Genomic DNA, 19,826 nt, shown 5'->3' with positions numbered 1-19,826 from the left:
GGGAACACCCGTCCCCGGGGCCGCCGACCGAGGGCGGGAGGATCAAGGTCGGCGGCCCGTTTCGCGCGGGAGAGCCGCCGTTCCGCGCGGGGCCTTCCGAGTTGGCCGTCTCGATTGAACAACGGACCATCGGTGCGCCGGGAGCGTGCGCGGGCCGCCGGGATGTGCGTACGATTCACACGGGGTGCTTGAAGCCTTGAGTATTCAAGGGAAGCGGAAGGGTTCGTTCTGCGAAGCGGAAGCATTGGTACCGGTCATCTGACCTGCTTTTAGTGATGCGGATGTTGCACGAGTGCCTTGTTAGCCATGAGTAACTTGTGCAAGGGTGAACTTCCTGCGCAGGGGCAATGGCCCGGCCGGAAAGGCCATTTGGCTTTTGCGGTCGCCGAAGGGCCCAAAAGGCTCAAGGAACACAGCCATCGTGCGGCTCGGTCCCCGGCCGCTTTCCCGGCGCCCGCCAAAAAGGTACGCACCAATCCAGGGCCCTTTTCGGCGGCCACAACTCCGTGTGCCATCTTGTGCCTTGGAAGGAACCCCCTCTGTGCACACCTCCCACCCTCCCCGCCCCACGTATCCGCCCGCTCCCGGCCCGGTCCCCGGAGAGTCCGACGAGACTCTCGCCGCCCGGCTGAGAGGCTGGCCGGAAGGTGGCACCGGCGACCCCGTCGCCCTGCTGATGGCACGCCACTGGCAGTCGACGTACGACTACGCCGTCATCTGTCTCGCCACCCAGTCCAGTGTCGCCTCGATGGTGACCGCGACCGCCTTCCACCGGGTGCTCGACGGGCTGATGCGGGGCGAGTCGGGCGTCGCCCTGCGGCCCCGGCTGCTGGTGGCCGCGCGTGACACGGTCAAGGAGTGGTCCGCGGAAGGCGGTGTCTCCCATGTGCTGCCGGACCTGAGGAAGCCCGCCGGCGGGCGCGGGATGCGGGCGGCGAAGTCCATGACGCCCGAAAATCGCAAGCTCATCGAGCGCTCTTTCCAGGCACTTCCGGCGGTCGCCCAGTGCCTGCTGTGGCACACCGAAGTCGAAGCCGAAATGATAACCATACCCACTGGTCTGCTGGGGCTGGACGCCGACAGCGCGACGGCCACGCTGGAGCAGGCGCGCGACAAATTCCGGGAGGGCTGTGTCCGCGCCCATCGGGAACTCGCACCGTCCAAGGACTGCCGCTTCTACAACCGGCTGCTGGACGTGCCGATTCGCCGCGGCGGCGCCCTGCTGCCCGATGTGCAGCAGCACCTGCTGGAGTGCCGCTACTGCCGTTACGCCGCCGAGCAACTCAGCCATTTCGAGGGCGGGCTGGGCGGGGTCATCGCCGAGGCCGTACTCGGCTGGGGCGCCCGGCGCTATCTCGACTCCCGGCCCGGCCGCATGCCGCAGAAGGGGAACACGAGACGTCCGGGGAACGGCGGCCGGCACCGCCTGCTCTCCCAGATCCCCGAGCAGCGTCGCCGGATCACCTCCGGAGCACGCAACCCCAGGGCCCTGATCACCGTCGGCGTCTCCTCGGGCGCACTGATCGCGGCCATCCTGGGCGCCACGTTCCTCTCGGACGACGGCGGCGGAGCCGATCCCACCGCCTCCACCAGCGCCACCGGAGGCGTCGCCACGGCTCCGGACACCGGCAACGACACCACCACCGACACCGGCTCGCCGACCCCGCCCGCCATGACCGGACGGTCCGCGGCACCCCAGCAGACCCGGCTGCGCAACCAGGCCGCCGACCTGTGCCTCGACATCCACGGCGGCAAGGCCGAGAAGGGCGCCTCGACGGAACTCGCGGTGTGCGACTCCGGCTGGACCCAGAAGTGGTCCTACGAGGAGGACGGCCTCGTGCGCAGTGTCGCCAACCCCGAGCTGTGCCTGGACTCCCAGGTGGACGCCGGTGTCGTCGTCCTCGGCACGTGCGCCGACGAGCACTCCAAGCGCGGTGACGACGTGCGCTACGACCTCACCGTGCAGGGCGAGTTGCTGCCCCGCTGGGGCGAGGGTCTCGCCGTCGCCCCCATCGGCACGGACGCCGGGGCCGACATCGTCGTCAAGGCCCGGGACCACTCCGGCCGGCAGCGCTGGCTCACCGACGGCGTGATCGCCAGCCCCGAGTCCCTCTCCGTCTCCGGCTCCGAGGCGCCCACACCGGAGACCGAGCCGGTCTCCCGGAAGCCGGACGCGGACGACGCCTCCCCGGCCCCGGGAGCGGAACGGTCCGGTTCCGCCGAGCCGAGCGCCTCCCCGGAGGCCGGACAGGGCGGATCGATCCTCTCGGTGGGCGACGACACGAGCACGGATACCGGTGGGGAGTCCGCCACCGGCTCCGGCTCCGGCTCCGGCTCCGGCTTCGGCTCCGGTTCCGGCTTCGGCTCCGGTTCCGGCTCCGGCTTCGGTTCCGGTCCGGTGCTGCCCCTGACGTCTGTCGACATCCCGAACCTTCTGACGGGACTCGGTCTGTAGGAGGAGGACGGGGGGCGGCGGGTGCGGTTCGTGCGGGGAACCCGCGAGAGAAGCCCCACCTGCCCCCGGACGACGACTCACGCGACGGCTCACCGCAGGGGGCGAAGGGGTGCAGCCCCTGGATGGAGGCACCTGCCGCCAGAGCGAAGTCGGGAGCGGGGGAGGGGGAGGGACGGGGGCGGGCGGCGGGCGCGCAACGGCTGTCAGGCGTCACCGACGAGGCTGTCACGGTCGATCGAGGCCGGTGTGCGATGGCCGGACAACGCGAGCGTGAGGTCGAACTCGGCGAGCAGGCAACGGATCACATGCTCCACGCCCGCCCGGCCGTCGAGGGCGAGACCGTAGACATAGGGCCGGCCGAGAAGCACGGCATCCGCCCCGAGCGCCATTGCCTTGAAGACGTCGTCACCGGTGCGCACGCCGCTGTCGAAGAGCACGGTCATCCGCTCGCCGACCGCTCGGGCCACACGCGGCAGCGCGTCGGCCGCCGCGACCCCGCCGGCCACCTGCCGGCCGCCGTGGTTGGACACGACCACCCCGTCCATCCCGGCGTCCGCGGCGAGCCGGGCGTCGTCCGGGTGCAGGACGCCCTTCAACACGATCGGCCCGTCCCAGTGCTCGCGCAGGAACGCCAGGTCGGGCCACGTCTTGCCGGGGTCCCCGAACATGCCCGCGAAGTGCAGCACCGCCGCGTTCGGGTCCTCGTGGACCGGCTTGGCGAGACCCGCCAGGAACGCCGGGTCGGAGAAGTAGTTGGCGGTGCCCACGCCGTGCAGGAACGGCAGGTACGCCCGCTCCAGATCACGCGGCCGCCAGCCGAGCAACGGCGTGTCCAGGGTGACGACGAGCACCGAGTACCCCGAGGCCTTCGCCCGTTCCAGGAAGCTCCGGGTGACCTCACGGTCCTTCGCCCAGTACAGCTGGAACCAGCGCTCCGCGTCGCCCAGCACCTCCGCGACCTGCTCCATGGGAGTGCTGGACGCCGAGGACATGATGTACGGCACTCCCTGCGCGGCGGCGGCCCGCGCGGCCGCCGACTCCGCCTCCGGGTGCACGATCGACAGCACGCCCACCGGGGCGAGCGCCACCGGCGCGGGCAGCGCACGGCCCAGTACCTCGACGGACAGGTCGCGTTCGCTCACGTCTCGCAGCAGCCGTGGCACGATCCGGTGCCGCTCCAGCGCCGTCCGGTTGGCGCGCGCCGTGCTGCCGTCCCCCGCGCTGCCCGCCACATAACCGACCGGCCCCGCACCGAGCCGGTGCTCGGCCAGCTCCTCGAGCCGGGTCAGATCGGTGGGCAGCCGTGGCACGGCCCCGCCCATCCCGCCCAGGTAGATCTCGTACTGGAAGTCCGCCCAGTGCTTCGCCATCCGTCCGTCCTGCCCCTCACCGTCGAGAACGCCCCGCGTCGTCGACGATCCTGACGAGCCCGGCGGGCGCCGTCCAGAGCCGTGTACACGGACACGCGCACGGCCGGAGTCCTGAGTTCGGCGTACCGGGGGAACAGGCCGAGCAGATGAGGAACGGGACCGCCGACACGGCCGGACCACGGAACGCTGCTGTCGACGTCGCCCGTGCCCGCCGCGCTGACGGGGGCAAAGGTCTGAAATGCCTCGGGGGCGTACCAGCCGCGCAGGGGGGTGACGTCAAGGATGCGCGTCGAGCAGAAGCAGAGGGTGCTTCATCCATTCTCCGGAATCGAAGTGGATGAATCATCCACCGTTCCCGTTCGGGCGGGGGCCGTTCGGGCGGTTGTCGCGAGCGGAATCGGAATGTTTCAGGCCGATTGCTCAGCCGTGGAGATCCGGCCATTCATGATCATGGAGCGATCGAGAACCGCTCAGAATCGGGGTTCGCATGGTCGAACTCCGTGACTTCGAGCCACTGATTCAACACTCAAAGTTACTGAAACCGGTGGGGTCGATGTGTGCTCCGGGCCAGGACCCGGCAGACTCGCGCTCGCCGATCCGGCACCGTCCGGGCAGGCTCCGTACACGCGACAGATGTGACGGGGCCGTCCGGGCACTCCTGCAGAGCGGAAGGATGCACACCATGCCGAAGACCGCGCGTTGGGCAGCGACTCTCACCCTGACGGCCACCGCCGTCTGCGGTCCCCTCACGGGCTCCGCGCTCGCTGCCCCCGAGCCCGCCGCGTCGGGGCTCTACGCCCCCTCGGCCCTGGTCCTGACCATGGGCCACGGCGAGACCGCGGCCGCCGTCACCCCCGAGCGCGCGGTCACCCTGACCTGTGCGCCGAAGGCCTCCGGCACGCATCCGGCGGCTGTGGACGCCTGCGCCGAACTGCGCCGCAGCGGCGGCGACTTCGGCGCCCTGGCCGGCCGGGCCGGGGTGATGTGCAGCAAGCAGTACGACCCGGTGGTCGTCACCGTGCACGGTGTCTGGCAGGGCAAGCGCGTCGCGCACGAGCGCGTCTTCGCCAACGAGTGCCTGAAGGACTCCGCCGCGAGCGTCCTGTACGCCTTCTGAGCGTTTCCGTGGACGAGGCCGCTTCGGGCGGCCGACAGACCGGGGTTGCGTGATCCCGTGAGTGATGAGCGAGGGCACGTGGCTGGGGAGCGCGAGCCCTGTCGCGGTGTGTCACGCGATCCCGTCCGGGGGCCGGCCGAAGCGGAGTGGGGCCGCGGCCGGCCCCCGGCATCACCTGCCGGGAACTCTCAGCCGGTCATTCGGAGGTGACGGTCCACCGACCGACCTCCTGGTGACCGGAGTCGTACAGAGGCTGGCCGTCCCCGGGTTCGATCTCGCAGTGCCGGAGGTTGCCGCCCCAGTAGCGCAGGATGCGCTCCAGTTCCTGGACGGTGGTGCCCTCGTCCCAGTCCGTGCCGTCCAGGTCGACTTCGAGAAGGAACTTCACTTCAGGCGTCTCCACTTCTGTATCGCTCGGATTCCGTGCCGGCGTCGGCCGGAACGGAGTGTGCCTGCCGCAGGTCCTTCAATCGTTTCATTGAACTGCTACTTGAGACTTGGCCGTTGCGGGGGCGGTGGCGGGGGTGACGGAGGGGGAACGGGAGGAAGGTCCGGGAGCGGCGGGAAGCGGCCCAGCAGCCGGGCGGCGCGCAGGAGTCGGTGCATCCGGGGCTGGTCGGAGACGAGACGGAGCCGGCCGCCGCGTGCCGCGGCCGTGGCTTCCGCCCGGCACAGCACGCGCAGGCCCGAGCAGTCGAAGAAGGAGACGTGCCGCAGGTCGACGAGCACGTCCGGCTCGGCGGGCCCGGTGGTGGCGGCCGTCAGATGCTCGGCCACGAGGCCCGCCGACGCCACGTCGATCTCGCCCGAGACCTCGATCACGGTGAACGGGCCGATCCGCAGGGTGCGGGCGTACGGGTTCGCTGCTGCTGCCCCCGGCCCGGGGCCGGGCCCGGTGGCCGCGCCCTCGGGCCGAGGGGCGGCACGGTCATGGGCATCCGGAGTCATGGCGGCTCCACCTTGTCAGGGGTAGGGCGCATTAGATCCCGTTAGCTACCCCGACGCGGAGCCGGCCATCCCTTTCGCGACTGGCGCAAGATCTACAACACTCGAAAAGGTGAATTCCCCCTTCCATGTATTGACATTGCTGGGCGGTGCGATCCAAGGGGTTGCTGTCCCGCCGGCGTTCGGGCCCGTCAGTCGTGGTGGGACTCCTCCTGTGCCCGCTCGTTGGGCGTGATCGCGTCGCCCGCCTCGCCCCGGCGGCGGCGCCGCTGCTCGGAGTCGGTGACGCGGGTCTCGGTCCGCTCCGCCTCGTGAAGGATCTCGTTGAGGGCTGTGTCGGGCTTGTCGTCCGGGTTCCGCTCGTCCTGGTGGGTCATGGGGTGCTCCTTCTCGGTGGGTTGGGGTCAGCGGGCCGGTGCGGCGATGCGCAGGGGCACGGGGCCCGCCGCGCTCGCACCGGCCGACCCGATGCCTTCGACGTCCCGCGTCACCTCCGACCACCACGCCGGGCCGTCCTCGATGTGCCGCAGCAGTACGCCTTCGCGGATCGCCCAGGGACAGATCGTCACGACCTTCAGGCCGGCGAGCTTCATGGTGGTGTGCCCGACCAGCGCCCCGGCGAGGCTCTGCGTCGCCCGTGGCGCGGAGATGCCCGGGAGGGCGGACCGCTCGGAAGCGGGGAGGGAGGCGAGGCGGGTGATGGCGGCTCCCAGGTCCGCGCACCGCAACTCCCTGTGCACGAAGGGCCCGTGGCGTCCCGGCGCGGATCCGCACAGCCGGGAGAGCTGCTGGAAGGTGCGCGAGGTGGCCACGGCGGTGCGCGGCCCCTCCCAGCGGATGCGCGCGGAGACGTCCCGGAGTTGATGGCGGACCTTGCGCCGCAGCGCCTTGATGCTCTCCGGCGACGGCGGGTCCTGCCCGTCGAAGAACTCATGGGTCAGCCGGTTCGCGCCCAGCGGCAGCGAGGCCACGAAGTCCGGCAGCCGGCCCCGCCCGAAGGCCACCTCCAGTGAGCCGCCCCCGATGTCCAGCAGTGCGAGGGGCCCCGACCGCCAGCCCATCCACCGCCGCGCGCCGAGGAAGGTGAGCTCGGCCTCCACCTCGCCGGGCAGGGTGCAGATCGGTACCCCGGTCGCCGCGCGCACGGCCCGCAGTACGTCCTGGCAGTTCGGCGCGGAGCGCACCACGGCGGTCGCGAACGCGAGGGGCGTCGCCGCCCCCCATCGCTCCGCCGTGCGGGCCGCGGCGGCGACCGCGTCGCACAACTGCCGTACGGCCTCGTCGGGCACGTGACCGCCGGGAGGCACCTGCTCGGACAGTCGCATGCGCCACTTGGCGGTGTGCACCGGCAGCGGCACACCGCCCTCGGCGTCCGCCACCACGAGTCTTACGGTTTTCGAGCCCACATCCACCACACTCATCCGCATGACCGACGGAGTACCCGTTGGCCGCCTCGGCACGCGTGTCCCGCCCGACGGCCGGTGGTTCATGGTCGTTTACCGGCCGACCGGGCCTCGTCGCTCACGCCCGGCGGACGGGCCGGCCGCTCGCCCGCGGCGGGGGGTCGGCCGGTCGCACCCCTGTTCAAAATGATCAGCCTTATTGCATATGATGTGCAGGTGCATCACTACGACATCAGGGTGGCGGGGCCCGGCGAACTCGACAGCGCCCGCGCGGTGATGCTCGACACCGTCCACCGCGACTTCGGCACGGGCTATGTGCCGCGCTGGCACGGGGACATCATCGATCTGCGCGGCGCGTACCTCGCTCCCGACCGGCATGTGCTCCTGGTGGCGGTCGACGAGCGTGACGGCACGGTCGTCGCCACCGGCGCCCTGGACTCCCGGGGTCCCGCCCATCCGCCCAACCCCCGCTGGCTGGCCGAGCGTTACCCTTCCGGCGAGACCGCCCAGCTGCGCCGTGTGTATGTGCGCGCCGAGCACCGGCGGCGCGGGCTGGCCCGGCGGCTGGTCGCCGCGCTGCTGGACTTCGCGGCGGCCGACGGGGGTTACCGCTCCGTCTATCTCCACACCGACCCCGGGGTGCCCGGCGCCGAGGACTTCTGGCGCTCGCGGGGCGTGGCCGTGTGCGACGAGCGTGAGGTGACGGGAGAGCGGGTCGTGCACTTCGAGATCCCGGTGCCCGAGGCCGCCCGCACCCTCGCCGGTTAAATGAAAATCATTCCTATGTAGGCTGCGTCGCGTTCCCCAGCCGCCCCGTCTCCCACACAGAACCAAGGACCATGCGCTCTCCCCGTCGCCGTCGCCGTCGCCTCGCCGCCGGCCTGCTCCTCGCCCCCGTGCTGACCGGTTGCTTCGCTTCGGGCGGTGACACGTCCGACGACCCCTCCGCCGGCGGGTCCCGGCTGCGCGTGGCCCTCGCCTTCCCGCCCGCCGAGAACTTCTCCCCGTACGGCGCCGACGCCACCCTCCTCAGCCGGCTGGGCGTCACCGAGGGCCTCACCGAGCTGGACGCCAACGGTGCCGCGGCCCCGGCGCTCGCCGAGTCCTGGACCCGCGAGAACGACCGGAACTGGCTTTTCACCTTGCGTGAGGCCACCTTCCAGGACGGCACCGAGGTCACCCCGGCGACCGTCGCCGCCGCCCTCACCCGTGCCACCGAGGCCGAGCCGGTCACCGCCGCGCTCACCGGTGTCGAGCTCACCGCGAAGGCGAGCGGCGACCGTCAGGTGCGCGTCACCACGGGAGATCCGGACCCCGCCCTGCCGCTCCGGCTCACCAGCCCCGGCCTCGCGATCCTGTCCGCCAAGGCCTACGGCGGCAGGCGGGTGAACCCGGTCGGCACGGCCACCGGCCCGTTCGAGGTCACCGAGGTCACCGGCACCACCGCGGCCACCCTGGACCGCTTCGACGCGTACTGGGGCGGCCGTGCCCAGGCGAGCGGCATCGACGCCAGGTTCATAGCCGACGGCTCCGCCCGCACCAACGCCCTGCGCACCGACCAGGTCGACATCGCCGAAGCCGTCCCCGTCTCGCAGGCGTCCACCCTGGACAAGGGCACCCGCCGCGAGACGGCCACCACCCGCACCACCAGCCTCCTCCTCAACACCAAGACCGGCGCCTTCAAGGACCCGGAGCTCCGGGCCGCCGCCCGCGAGGCCGTCGACGGCTCCGTCCTCGCCAAGGACGTCTACGAGGGCTACGCCGACGCCGGCGTGGGCATCTTCGGACCCGCCGTGACCTGGGCCGCCGGCAAACAAGTCGAACCGACCGGCCGCGCGAGGGCCGTCGACCCCGACGGCACCTCCGTGACCATCGCGACGTACGACAACCGGCCCGAACTGCCCGAGGTCGCCCAGGTACTGCAACAGCAGCTCCAGAAGGCCGGGTTCGAGGTGAGGCTGGAGGTCCGCGAGTACTCGCGGCTGGAGAGCGACGCCCTGGCCGGGAAGTTCGACGCGTTCGTCGGCGCCCGCAACTCCCTGCTCGACACCGGCGACCCCGTCTCCATCCTCGCCGGCGACTTCACCTGCGACGGCGGCTACAACCTCGCCCTGCTCTGCGACCAGCAGGTCGACCGGGCCGTCGCCGCCGCCGAGAAGGAGTCCGAGACGGCCGAGCGGCAGCAGGCGGCCATGAACGCCGAGGCGGCGATCCTCGGCACCGACGCGACCGTCCCGCTCGTCCACCAGCAGATCATCACCGGCGTCGCCACCTCGGTACAGGGCGTGACCCTCGACCCGTACGAGCGCACCCTCATCGGAACGGGGACCCGGCGCTGATACGGGCACTCTGGCGGGCCCTGCTCGCCGCCGCGCTGCTGTGCGGGATCGGCCTGCTGCCGTGGCTGTCGCGCACCGACCCGGCGCTCACCGTCCTCAAGGCCCGCTCGGCCGAACGCGACCCGACGCCAGAGGTACTGGCGGCCGTCCGGGACGAACTCGGCCTCGACGCGGGACCGTCGAAGCTGCTGGGGGAGTGGTTCGGCGGGCTGGCGCGCGGTGACGCGGGCCGCTCGTGGATCTCCGGTGCCGAGGTCACCCCCTCCGTCGTCCAGGCCCTCGGTGTCTCCCTGCTGCTGATGGCCGTCGCGCTCCTCGTCGCGGCGGCCACGGCCGCGGCGGTCTGCGCCCGCACCCTCCGGCTCGGCGCGCACCGCCGCCTCGACGACGGGCGCGGCGGCGGCAGCGCGGCCGCGATGCCCGCCGCGCTGCCCGAGTTCCTCACCGCCTCCGTGCTCGCCGTCGTCGTCGGGGTGCACCTCGGCTGGCTGCCCGCGCTCGGCTGGTACGGGCCGCGATGGACGGTGCTGCCCGCCCTCGCCCTCGGCCTGCCCGCCGGCGCGCTGCTCGGCCGGATGCTCGACGACCTGCTGCCCGGCGCCTTCGCCGAACCCTGGGCGCTGGCCGCCGCCGCCCGCGGCATACCCGGGCGGGCCACCGCCCGCCAGGCCGTCCGCCGTTGCGTACCCGGACTCCTGCCCAACATCGGCCTGTTCGTGGTCGGTCTCACCGGCGGCGCCGTCACCGTCGAGCAGATCTTCGACATACCCGGCCTCGGCCGCACCACCCTCCAGGCCGCCCTCGCCCAGGACCTCCCCGTCCTCCAGGCCGGCACCCTCGCCCTCGTCCTGCTGGCCGCCCTCGCCGGAGCCCTCGCCCGCCTCGCCGCCCGTCTCCTCATCGGTCCGGCCCTCCGCGACGGCGCGCTCCACTCCCTGCACCGCCCGCAGCCGTCCGCGCCACGCCGGACCCCGCTGCTCCACGGCACCCTGCTCCTCGCGGTCGTCGCGCTCGGCCTGACCCGCGACCCGCTCGCCCTCGACACCGGAGCCCGGCTCCAACCCCCGTCCTGGTCCCACCCGTTGGGCACCGACGCACTCGGCCGCGACCTCCTCGCCCGCATCGGCCACGGGGCGTTCACCACCCTTGCCCTGGGCGTCACGATCAGCGCGGCCGCACTGCTGACGGGCGTCCTGCTCGGGCTGCTGCCCCGGCTCTCCGGGCCCCTCGTCGACACCGTCAACGCCGTGCCGGCGGTCCTCGCGGGCCTCCTCGTCGCCGGAGTCGCCGGCAGCGGAGCGGCGACACCCGCGCTGGCCGTGGCCGCCGTCGCCTGGGTGCCGCTCGCCGCGCACACCTCCGCCCTGCTCGAACAGGAGCGGGCCACGACGCACATCACGGCCACCAAAGGGCTCGGCGCGGGTGACGGCTATCTGCTCCGCCGCGAACTGCTGCCCGCCGTCCTGCCCCCCGTCGCCCGCCACGCCCTCCTCCGGCTGCCCGGCGTGGCCCTCGCCCTGACCTCCCTCGGCTTCCTCGGCCTCGGCGCGCAGCCGCCGGAGCCGGAATGGGGCCTCCTCCTCGCCGAGAACCAGCCCTACGCCGAACGCGCCCCCTGGGCCGTCCTCGCCCCCGCCACCGCCCTCGCCCTCCTGGGTGCGCTGGCGGCCACGGCGGCGGGCGGGGTGCGAGGGCCACGCCGTCCGCTCGCCCGGGCCGTACGGCAGCCGAGACCCGCCGCCGCCACGACCGTCGGAGAGACCGGATGACCGTGCCGCCCGAGAAACGACCGAGCGGGACGCCCCGGCGTCGACCGGCCGGAGAAGCGGCCGAGACGCAAGCGCCGAGCGAGGAGCGGGAGAACCAGGCGGTGAGTGAAGGGTCCCAGAGGCAGGTGACGAGCAAGCGGTGGGCGCCCGATCAGCGGGCGGCGAACGGGACGTCGGAGGGGCGGGCGGCTATCGAGACGCCGATGGGGCGGGCGGCTGACGGGACGCCGGAGATGCGGGCCGCGAACGGGGTGCCTGTGCGGCGGACGGCGGGCGACGCGTCCCGACAAGGGACGTCGGGTGGGGTGGCCGAAGCGCGGGTCGCGAGCGGTGCGGCCGGGAAGAACGCGGCCAGGCTTTCCCGCCGGAGTACCTGGGCCGAGCTCAGTCCCCTTCTGCGGCTGCTGATCCTCACCCAGCTCGCCTTCAACGTCGGCTTCTTCGCCGTGCTGCCGTTCCTCGCCGAACATCTCGGCACGGCGATAGGCATGGCCGGCTGGATGGTCGGCTTCGTGCTCGGGCTGCGGACCTTCAGCCAGCAGGGGCTGTTCGTGGTGGGTGGTGCGCTGGCCGACCGGTACGGGGTACGGCCCGTGGTGCTGGCCGGATGCGTGCTGCGGATCGCCGGGTTCGCGTGGCTCGGGTACGCCGACGAGGACTGGTCGGTCATCGGTGCGGTCCTGCTGATCGGCTTCGCCGCCGCGCTGTTCTCCCCGGCAGTCGAGTCCGAGGTCGCCCGGCAGGCGGTGGTCTGGGAGGAGTCGGGAGGCGGCCCCCGGACGAGCGTGCTCGCGCTGTTCACGGTGGCGGGGCAGGCCGGGGCGTTCGTCGGGCCGCTCATCGGCGCGCTGCTGCTGGCGGTCGACTACCGGGTGGTGTGCCTCGCGGGCGCCGGGGTCTTCGTTCTCGTCCTGGCCGGACATTTCTGGCTGCTTCCGCAGCACATTCCGGGGCGGGAGCGGGTCGCGGTGAAGGGGGGTCTCGGCGGGCTGCTGCGCAACCGGCGGTTCCTGGCGTTGTGCTGCGCGTACGGGGCGTATCTGCTGGCCTACAACCAGCTGTACCTGCTGCTGCCCGGTGAGGTGGAGCGGGCCACGGGGTCGCAGTCGGCGCTGGCCTGGCTGTTCGGGTTGTCGTCGCTGCTGGTCGTGACGGCCCAGCTGCCGGTCACGCGGTGGGTGGCGGAGCGGCTGGATCTGCGTCGGTCCATGACGGTGGGGTTGGTGCTGATAGCCGCCGGGTTCGGGGTGGTGGCCGTGGCGCTGCCTGCCGGGTGGACGGGGGGTGTGGGGTTGTTGCCCGCCGCCGGGTTCGTGGTGTTGTTGACGGTGGGGCAGATGTTGGTGGCTCCGGCGGCGCGGGCGTGGGTGCCGGATCTTGCGGCCCAGGGGCGGCTCGGGCTCTATACCGGGGCGATGTCGTCCGTCTCGGGGTTGATCGTGTTGGTGGGGAGTGCGGGGGCCGGGGCCCTGACGGATGTGGGGGTGCCGGGGGCTGTGCCGTGGGTGGTGCTCGCGGTGGTTCCGGTCGTGTCTGTCTTGCTGCTGCCGCGTCGGTCTGTGCGGCCGTAGGGGCTTCCCCTCCCCAGGGGCGCTGCCCCTTCGACCCCGTGGGGCCTGTTGTCGGGTGCGGGTTCGGTGGGGGCTTCTCGCGCAGTTTCCCGCGCCCCTGAAAAGCAGGGGCTGCGCCCCGTGCTTTTCGGCCCGAAAGGGCCGTAGGCCCTTCAGGGGCGCGGGGAACTGCGCGAGAAGCCCCACCGGACCCGCGGACGGGGGTCGAAGGGGCGCAGCCCCTGGGGAGGGACGGGTAGGGGCGGCGGGGGCGATGAACCCCCTCAGGCCATCTGGCGACGCACCAGCTCACTCAGTCGCCCCCCGCTGTCCGCCAGCAACCGGGCCGGGGCCCCCACCTCCGCCACCCTGCCGTCCTCCATGACCACCACCCGGTCCGCGTCCATGACCGTGGACAGCCGGTGGGCGATCACGACACGGGTGGCGTGCAACGCCCGCGTGCTCTCGATGACCGTGCGCTGCGTCTCGTTGTCCAGGGCGCTGGTGGCCTCGTCGAAGAAGAGGATGCGGGGACGGCGGATCAACGCCTGGGCGATCATCAGGCGTTGGCGCTGGCCGCCGGAGACCGCGCCGCTGCCCTGGACGATGGTGTGCAGGCCCATCGGCATACGCCGGATGTCCTCGGCGAGGCCCGCCATCTCGGCCGCCGCCATCGCCTCCTCGGGCGTGAACGGCTCGGTGCCGCAGATGACGTCCAGGATGGAACCGGTGAACGGCTGGGCGTGCTGGAGAACGACACCGCACTGGCGGCGTACGGCGGACTGGTCCAAGGCGCCCAGATCCTGACCGTCGTACAGGACGCTCCCGGAGACCGGCTTGTCGAAGCCGATGAGCAGGCGCAGCAGAGTCGATTTTCCGCAGCCGCTCGGGCCGACGATCGCCACGAACTCCCCGGGTTCGATGGCGAAGGACACGTCGTCCAGCACCAGGGGGCCGTCGTCCGCGTAGCGGAAGGAGAGCCGACGGGCCTCCAGCGCGCCGGACAGCACCCCGGGGCGGGTGCTCGCCGTGCTGACCTCCGGGGTCGCCTCCAGCACCGGCTTGATCTCCTCGAACAACGGCAGCACGGCCACCGCCGACACGAACGCCCCCGTCAGCTGGGTGACCGAGGTGAGCAGCATCGTCACCGAGGTGTTGAAGGTGAGGAACTCCGCCGCCGACATCGAACCCCGGGCCGGGCCCGCCAGCAGCATGAACATCAGCAGGGTGCAGAGCGGGAGATACACCGCGCCCAGCACCGTGTTGAGGTTCTTGATCCCGCCGACCTTCTGCTGGAGCTCCCGGCTGCGCGCGAACTCGCCCGCCCAGGCCGCGTACGCGTAGTTCTCGGCGGCGGCCACCCGCAGCTTCGGCAGGCCCCGCAGGGTCTGGAAGGCCTGGTTGTTCAGCTTGTTGCCCAGGACCACCAGGCGGCGCTGCCAGCGGACCTGCCACAGGCCGAGGCCGAGGAACACGGCGGCCACGATCACCAGCATGCCGATCGCCGCCAGAGCCATCGGAACGCTGAACCAGAGCAGCAGACCGAGGTTCACGGCGCCGACGGTCACCGACTGGGCGACCACCGGCCCGACCCCGGCCAGGGTGCGGCGGATCGCGCTGATGCCCATGGCCGCACTGGCCAGTTCACCCGTGGAGCGGGAGGCGAAGAACTTCGTGGGGAGTCTCAACAGACGGTCCCAGACCGCCGGTTGGAGGGTCGCCTCGATACGGCCCTCCATCCGGAGGATCGTCAGGTTCTGCAACAGCAGGAACGCGGCCGACACCACGCTCGCGAGCATGATCGCCAGGCAGACCCGCACGATCAGGTCCTCCTGCGCCTTCGGGACGTACTCGCCGAGGATCCTGCCCGTCGCGACGGGGACAAGGGAGCCGAGTACCACCGTCACCAGGCCGCTGAGCAGCAGGCCCGTCATGTCACCGCCGGTGCCGTGGAGGCTGAACCGCATCAGGTGCAGCGGGCTCAGCACCCGTTCGGGCAACGGCCGGTAGAACATCACGGCACGCGGCTCGAACTCCGCCGCGTTCGCCTTCTCGATCGGCGTCTCCCGCCCGGACGACGGCTGCACGGACACATAACCGCCGCGCCGCCACAGCAGCGCCACCGGCGCGCCGGACAGGGCCCGGTGCCCGACCAGCGGGCCCACGTTCTCCCGCCACCAGCTCCCGGCGAGACGTACGGCACGGACCCGGACCCGGGAGGCGAGCGCGATGCGCTCCACCGGGTCGAGCCGATCGCTCTCGGTGCCGCTCCGCGCGGGCTCGGAGAGGGTGATCCCGGCCGCCCGGGCGACGAGCCCGCAGGCCGCGTACGTCGCGTCCGCGTCCGCCGTGGTCGTACGCCGGGCCGCCGAGGACTTGCCGATGGAGGCGAGCAGCGTGCGGTCGGCCTGGGCGCGCACGGCCTCACCGGCCTTGATACCGGCGGCCGTACGGTCCTCGTGGGTGCGTTCCAGCTGCTCGATCCAGCGGTCCAGCGTGGCCAGCAGCCGGTACTGCTGGTCGACCATGCTCTGCCAGACCCCGGGGTCCATCAGCAGGTCGGCCGCCGCCTCCGCCCCGTACAGCGAGCCGTACTGGACGCTGCCGGGCGGCACCCGCATCCAGAACACGTCGTCGTCGGTGGGCGCGGCGGCCTGCTCGGTGGCCATCGGTGCCTGGAAGAGGATGGACAGGCCACGGCCGACGCCCAGGGCGAGCGCGTATTCGAGGGTGCTCGTCCGTGGCGGCACCAGCTGGGGGTTGCCCCACGCGTCGTACGACCAGGTCTCCGTGTTCACCTGCTGGTACAGCTCGCGCAGGCCGATGCGCCGGACCACGCAGTCGCGCAGCGGGCGGGCCACCAGGGTGTGCTGGGGCCCGGTGACCGGGCCGAGCAGCAACGCGCCCGCTTCGAGGCGGCCCAGGTGGTGCCAGTGGCCCTGCTCGACGGCGTCGACCGCGAACAGGTCCAGGGCGCCGGAGGCCACCAGCCACAGGGTCTGCGGGCCTTCGAGGTCCAGGCGGGTGTGGCCGGCGCAGTCGAGGGGCGTGCCCATGGCGCCGAGCGCACCGAGGACGAGGTCGCCCTCGTGGCCCTCCTGACCGCCTCGGCCCCCGTGCCCTTCGGGTACGGAGTTCATCTCATCGCTCCCTGACCAGCTGGGCGTACGCGCCGCCGTGTGCCATCAGCTCCTCGTGCCGGCCGCGCTCCACGATCGCGCCGTGCCGCAGGACGACGATCTCGTCGCTGTCGCGGACGGTGCTGAGCCGGTGGGCGATCACCACACAGGCGCAGCCGCGCTTGCGCAGGTTGTCCATGACGGTCAGCTCGGTCTCCGCGTCGAGCGCGCTGGTCACCTCGTCGAGGACGAGGATGCTGGGCCTGCGGACCAACGCCCGTGCGATCTCCAGGCGTTGCCGCTGACCGCCGGAGAAGTTGCGGCCGTCCTGCTCGACCCGGCTGTGGATACCGCCCGGACGGCGGGTCACCACGTCGTACAGGGCCGCGTCCCGCAGTGCCTCCACCACGGCCTCGTCGGGGATCGACGGGTCCCACAGGGCCACGTTGTCACGGACCGTGCCCTCGAAGAGGAACACCTCCTGGTCGACGAAGGAGACCGAGGCGGCCAGAGCTCCCCTGGGGATGTCCTCCAGACGGCGGCCGTCGATCCGGATCACCCCCTCCCACGGGGTGTACAGGCCCGAGATCAGTCTCGACACCGTCGACTTGCCGCTGCCGGAACCGCCGACCAGCGCCACCTGCCGGCCCGGCCCGACGGTGAGGTCGAAGCCGGTGAGCAGGGGCTGGTCGAGGGGGCTGTAGCCGAAGGTGATGTTCTCCAGCTCGACGTGGCCCTGAAGGCGGCGGGTGGATTCGGCGGCGTCCGGGCGGGCGTACAGCGGGTCCGCCCGGAAGTTCTCGACGTCCTTGAGGCGGGCCACGTCGGCCGCGAAGTCCTGGATGCGGCCCGCGACGCCGTTGAGGCGGGTGATCGGCGCGGTGAACCGGGTGACCAGCGCCTGGAAGGCGACCAGCAGCCCGACGGATATGTGGCCCTCGACCGCGCGCATACCGCCGATCCAGAGGATGAGCGCGCTGTTGAGCGTGGCGAGGGTCGGGGCGACGACCCCCAGCCAGGCGCTCGGCACCCCGAGCCGCTGCTGCTCCTCCAGCGTGGTGGCGTGCTGCCCGGCCCACTTGCGGAAGTAGCCCTCCTCGCCGCCGGTCGCCTTCATCGTCTCGATCAGCTGCAGCCCGGTGTACGCCGTGTTGGTGAGCCGTGCGTTGTCGGCGCGCAGCTTCGCCGTACGGGTCGCGCGCAGCCGGATCACCACCCGCATCGCCACCACGTTCAGCAGGGCCACCCCGATGCCGACGAAGGTGAGCTGCGGGTCGTACGTGTAGAGGAGCACGGCGTAGAGGACGACCACGACCGCGTCCACCCCGGCGGCCGCGAGGTCGCGGGCCAGGGTCTCGGCGACCGCGTCGTTGGACTGGAGACGCTGGACGAGGTCGGCGGGGCTGCGCTGCGAGAAGAAGGTGACGGGCAGACGGAGGAGGTGCCGCAGGAATCGGGCGCTGGACAGGGTCGAGGAGATGAGGCGGCCGCGCAGCAGGTTGGCCTGTTGCAGCCAGGTCAGCAGGACCGTCAGCAGCACGCACGCGCCCATCGACGCGAACAGCACGCCCAGCAGGGAGGTCTGGCCGCCGATGAGGAACATGTCGATGTAGGTGCGGCTCAGCGCGGGTACGGCCGCGCCGACCGCCACCAGGAGCAGGCTCGCGAGGACGGCGGCGGGCAGGGTGCCCGAGGTGCCGCGCATCCGGGCGGGCATGGCGCCCAGCACGCCGGGCCTGCGGCCGCCCTTCTCGAACTCGTCGCCGGGCTCCATGACGAGGACGACCCCGGTGAAGCCGGCGTCGAAGTCCTCCATCGGCACGAACCGGCGGCCCTTGCCGGGGTCGTTGATGTGGACGCCGCGCCGGCCGAAGCGACGCCCCATGCCGTCGTAGACGACGTAGTGGTTGAACTCCCAGAAGAGGACGGCCGGCGCCTTCACCTCGGCGAGGGCGGCCACGTCCATCTGCATGCCCTTGGCGGTCAGGCCGTAACCGCGGGCCGCCTTGAGGACGTTGCTGGCGCGTGAGCCGTCCCGGGAGACACCGCAGGCGATGCGCAGCTCCTCCAGCGGGATGTGCCGTCCGTAGTGGCCGAGGACCATGGCGAGGGAGGCGGCGCCGCACTCCACGGCCTCCATCTGCAGAACGGTCGGCGTGCGGACGGTCTTCTGCCCGCCCTTGGGCACCGGGCGCTTCTGCGGGGCGGCCTTGCGTCTGCCGCGTGTCGGTGGCCGGGCGGTGTCCTGGGATGCGGTCACGGGAGCAGCCAATCGACGGGACGCTCGTCGGCCAGACGGATCGAACCCGTGGCCATGGTCATGGAAGTCAGCTCGAACGGCGGCCCGTCCTTCGAGGACCACCTGTAGCCCGACTCCGTCGAGGCCCTGCGGTCGAGCCGTACGGTGACGGCCACCGGCCTGCCGTTCCTGGTGAACTGCTCGCCCAACTGGCTGTCACCGAGGAACGCGCCGATCGACTGCGGGGTCTGCGCGGTGCGGTCCACCTTCTTCACATGGCCGCGCAGCACGCCGTACCGCTGGGTGGGCGCCGACTGCACGGTCAGGTCCACGGCGGCGTCCTCGGGGATCGAGGCGGCGTTCCCGGCGGGAACGTACACCGTCGCGAAGAGCGGGTCGTCGGCGTCGGTGACCTTCTCGATCGCCGCGACGTCGGTGCCCGTCCGGATGATCTGGCCGATCGTGGCGGCGAGCGTGGAGACCCGGCCGGCCGCGACGGACCGTACGACGGTCTCGCCGTCGGTGGTGGCGACCTTGAGGACGGGGGCCTTGGCGGGCAGCCGCTCGCCCTGCCTCGCGAGCACGGCGGTGACCTGGCCGGCCACCGGGCTCTGCAGTACGTAACTGCCCTGCCCGTGGGTGAGGACGGCGGGGGCGCTGACCGTGGACGTGACGGAACCCGTGACGGCCCACACGGACGCGGCGGCCATGGCGACCACCGTGACGGACAGCACCAGCCAGCCCTGCGGGCGGGCGAAGCGCACCGGGAGGTCGAGTTCCTCCGGTGACTGGAGCTTGGCGAGGGCCTGCTGGCGGAACTGCACGGGACTTCCCTCACCTGTGCGACTCGGAACAGCGGACTTCCGGGCAACCGAGAGTCCCGGAACCTGTCAGGTGGTTCCGGGACTCAGCGGCGCGAGGGCTCGATCAGAGACCGGCGACCAGGCCGGTGACCGGGGCGGTGTTCAGACCGGTGGCACCCTCGACGGTGCCGACGGCCGTGTTGACCAGGCCGGAGACCGGGGCGATGCCGTCCACCAGGCCGGTGACGGTGCCGACGGCGTTGACCGACAGGCCACCGGAGACAGCGTCGAGGGCGGCGTCCGAGATCTCGGCGGTCTCAACCTGGGGGGTGGAGTTCATGGGGGAACTTCCCTTCGTATAGCTCTTCATTAGGGGGGAGCGGCCCCCTTCTGGGGACAGAACGACGGCCGCGCACGTGGGTGCCCATCTCTCGTTTCCGAGAACTCGGCGGCCCCCGCGGTGCGATGGATCAAAGCAGATCGCCGCCGCGCACTTCCAATCAACATGGCCTCCCACCAGCGCACTTGGTGGCCATGACGGTTTATCCGTGCAGGCTTGCGCACGCCTTGGGGGCTGCTTCTTCACACGGATCGCGGCATCGTCATACGCGGTTCGTTGTCAGCCGGAAAACGAATGGGACAGTCCGCCTGAAAGGCGCGGCGCACGCGTCACCCCTGTGCAGAACTCCTGTCGGCCGTGACCCCGCTGGGCATTCG

Annotated in this window: 15 protein-coding genes; 6 read left to right on the top strand and 9 right to left on the bottom strand. The window is 72.1% G+C overall.

Translation table 11 applies throughout. The features are described from left to right. Positions 1–541 precede the first annotated feature (541 nt). Positions 542–2,455, top strand: coding sequence for an RICIN domain-containing protein (locus OG622_RS06335; RefSeq protein WP_371574012.1), 1,914 nt, complete (start codon positions 542–544; stop codon positions 2,453–2,455). Positions 2,456–2,658: 203 nt separating this feature from the next. Here the strand turns inward: OG622_RS06335 and OG622_RS06330 are convergent, their stop codons facing one another. Then, positions 2,659–3,825 (bottom strand): lactate 2-monooxygenase, encoded by a 1,167-nt coding sequence (locus tag OG622_RS06330; RefSeq protein ID WP_371574011.1) that lies wholly within the window; start codon positions 3,823–3,825, stop codon positions 2,659–2,661. A gap of 682 nt (positions 3,826–4,507) precedes the next feature. On the opposite strand from OG622_RS06330, the gene OG622_RS06325 reads away from it, so the two are divergent. Next, positions 4,508–4,942: a protease inhibitor gene (locus tag OG622_RS06325; protein ID WP_371574010.1), complete on the top strand. Its 435-nt coding sequence runs from the start codon at positions 4,508–4,510 to the stop codon at positions 4,940–4,942. Positions 4,943–5,138: 196 nt separating this feature from the next. On the opposite strand, the gene OG622_RS06320 is transcribed toward OG622_RS06325, so the two are convergent. The 4 genes from OG622_RS06320 to OG622_RS06305 form a co-directional block, all read right to left on the bottom strand. After that, positions 5,139–5,330, bottom strand: coding sequence for a hypothetical protein (locus OG622_RS06320; protein WP_338894533.1), 192 nt, complete (start codon positions 5,328–5,330; stop codon positions 5,139–5,141). A 98-nt stretch (positions 5,331–5,428) separates the two neighbouring features. Beyond that, positions 5,429–5,890 (bottom strand): anti-sigma factor antagonist, encoded by a 462-nt coding sequence (locus OG622_RS06315; protein ID WP_371574009.1) that lies wholly within the window; start codon positions 5,888–5,890, stop codon positions 5,429–5,431. A gap of 188 nt (positions 5,891–6,078) precedes the next feature. Further along, positions 6,079–6,264 carry a hypothetical protein gene (locus OG622_RS06310; RefSeq protein WP_371574008.1) on the bottom strand — a complete coding sequence of 62 codons (186 nt, stop codon included), beginning with the start codon at positions 6,262–6,264 and terminating at the stop codon, positions 6,079–6,081. 27 nt (positions 6,265–6,291) lie between these two features. Beyond that, positions 6,292–7,314 (bottom strand): Ppx/GppA family phosphatase, encoded by a 1,023-nt coding sequence (locus OG622_RS06305; RefSeq protein ID WP_371574007.1) that lies wholly within the window; start codon positions 7,312–7,314, stop codon positions 6,292–6,294. Between the two features lie 192 nt (positions 7,315–7,506). Here OG622_RS06305 and OG622_RS06300 point away from each other — a divergent pair, with 192 nt between their 5' ends. The 4 genes from OG622_RS06300 (at position 7,507) to OG622_RS06285 (ending at position 12,969) form a co-directional block, all read left to right on the top strand. Then, positions 7,507–8,058, top strand: coding sequence for a GNAT family N-acetyltransferase (locus OG622_RS06300; protein WP_371574006.1), 552 nt, complete (start codon positions 7,507–7,509; stop codon positions 8,056–8,058). A 71-nt stretch (positions 8,059–8,129) separates the two neighbouring features. Further along, positions 8,130–9,629 (top strand): ABC transporter substrate-binding protein, encoded by a 1,500-nt coding sequence (locus OG622_RS06295; protein WP_371574005.1) that lies wholly within the window; start codon positions 8,130–8,132, stop codon positions 9,627–9,629. Between the two features lie 299 nt (positions 9,630–9,928). Further along, entirely contained in the window at positions 9,929–11,398 is a 1,470-nt protein-coding gene (locus tag OG622_RS06290) for an ABC transporter permease subunit (protein ID WP_371574004.1), read from the top strand. Positions 11,399–11,523: 125 nt separating this feature from the next. Continuing rightward, complete coding sequence (locus tag OG622_RS06285) at positions 11,524–12,969, top strand: MDR family MFS transporter (RefSeq protein ID WP_371574003.1); 1,446 nt, start codon at positions 11,524–11,526, stop codon at positions 12,967–12,969. Between the two features lie 263 nt (positions 12,970–13,232). Here OG622_RS06285 and OG622_RS06280 read toward each other — a convergent pair whose 3' ends face one another. From OG622_RS06280 to OG622_RS06265, 4 genes are all read right to left on the bottom strand, one after another. Beyond that, positions 13,233–16,088, bottom strand: a complete 2,856-nt coding sequence (locus tag OG622_RS06280; protein WP_371574002.1) for an NHLP bacteriocin export ABC transporter permease/ATPase subunit — start codon at positions 16,086–16,088, stop codon at positions 13,233–13,235. A 1-nt stretch (position 16,089) separates the two neighbouring features. Beyond that, entirely contained in the window at positions 16,090–18,255 is a 2,166-nt protein-coding gene (locus tag OG622_RS06275) for an NHLP family bacteriocin export ABC transporter peptidase/permease/ATPase subunit (RefSeq protein ID WP_371584017.1), read from the bottom strand. A gap of 68 nt (positions 18,256–18,323) precedes the next feature. Further along, a complete protein-coding gene (locus OG622_RS06270; RefSeq protein WP_371574001.1) occupies positions 18,324–19,130 on the bottom strand; it encodes an HlyD family efflux transporter periplasmic adaptor subunit in 807 nt (268 codons plus the stop codon). A gap of 103 nt (positions 19,131–19,233) precedes the next feature. Continuing rightward, on the bottom strand, positions 19,234–19,449 hold the full coding sequence (locus OG622_RS06265; protein ID WP_371574000.1) for a type A2 lantipeptide: 216 nt from the start codon (positions 19,447–19,449) through the stop codon (positions 19,234–19,236). Positions 19,450–19,826 lie beyond the last annotated feature (377 nt).

This window comes from Streptomyces sp. NBC_01314, from assembly GCF_041435215.1.
In the GTDB taxonomy this organism is placed as follows: Bacteria; Actinomycetota; Actinomycetes; order Streptomycetales; family Streptomycetaceae; genus Streptomyces.
This window is presented reverse-complemented; position numbering and strand designations above follow the sequence as displayed.

Coding starts and splice junctions, on each gene's coding strand:
- OG622_RS06265 (WP_371574000.1), bottom strand. CDS start 19,449: ATGAACTCCACCCCCCAGGTTGAGACCGCCGAGATCTCGGACGCCGCC.
- OG622_RS06305 (WP_371574007.1), bottom strand. CDS start 7,314: ATGCGGATGAGTGTGGTGGATGTGGGCTCGAAAACCGTAAGACTCGTG.
- OG622_RS06280 (WP_371574002.1), bottom strand. CDS start 16,088: ATGAACTCCGTACCCGAAGGGCACGGGGGCCGAGGCGGTCAGGAGGGC.
- OG622_RS06315 (WP_371574009.1), bottom strand. CDS start 5,890: ATGACTCCGGATGCCCATGACCGTGCCGCCCCTCGGCCCGAGGGCGCG.
- OG622_RS06325 (WP_371574010.1), top strand. CDS start 4,508: ATGCCGAAGACCGCGCGTTGGGCAGCGACTCTCACCCTGACGGCCACC.
- OG622_RS06330 (WP_371574011.1), bottom strand. CDS start 3,825: ATGGCGAAGCACTGGGCGGACTTCCAGTACGAGATCTACCTGGGCGGG.
- OG622_RS06295 (WP_371574005.1), top strand. CDS start 8,130: ATGCGCTCTCCCCGTCGCCGTCGCCGTCGCCTCGCCGCCGGCCTGCTC.
- OG622_RS06310 (WP_371574008.1), bottom strand. CDS start 6,264: ATGACCCACCAGGACGAGCGGAACCCGGACGACAAGCCCGACACAGCC.
- OG622_RS06290 (WP_371574004.1), top strand. CDS start 9,929: ATGGCCGTCGCGCTCCTCGTCGCGGCGGCCACGGCCGCGGCGGTCTGC.